The sequence below is a fragment of the Streptomyces sp. NRRL F-6676 genome (assembly GCF_000725625.1).
In the GTDB taxonomy this organism is placed as follows: domain Bacteria; phylum Actinomycetota; class Actinomycetes; order Streptomycetales; family Streptomycetaceae; genus Streptomyces.
Window position 1 is genome coordinate 1 of record NZ_JOHS01000142.1, and the last position, 296, is coordinate 296.

Here is a 296-nt window from a genome sequence, read left to right on the forward strand (position 1 = left end):
TCCCTCCCTTACGGGTTGGGCCACGGGCTTCGGGTGTTACCGACTTTCGTGACGTGACGGGCGGTGTGTACAAGGCCCGGGAACGTATTCACCGCAGCACTGCTGATCTGCGATTACTAGCGACTCCGACTTCATGGGGTCGAGTTGCAGACCCCAATCCGAACTGAGACCGGCTTTTTGAGATTCGCTCCACCTCACGGTATCGCAGCTCATTGTACCGGCCATTGTAGCACGTGTGCAGCCCAAGACATAAGGGGCATGATGACTTGACGTCGTCCCCACCTTCCTCCGAGTTG

Annotated in this window: 1 rRNA gene; it reads right to left on the reverse strand. The window is 57.8% G+C overall.

Features of this window, described 5'->3' with window-relative positions:
• Positions 1-296: ribosomal RNA gene (locus IO29_RS31365) — 16S ribosomal RNA — on the reverse strand; the annotation flags it as partial.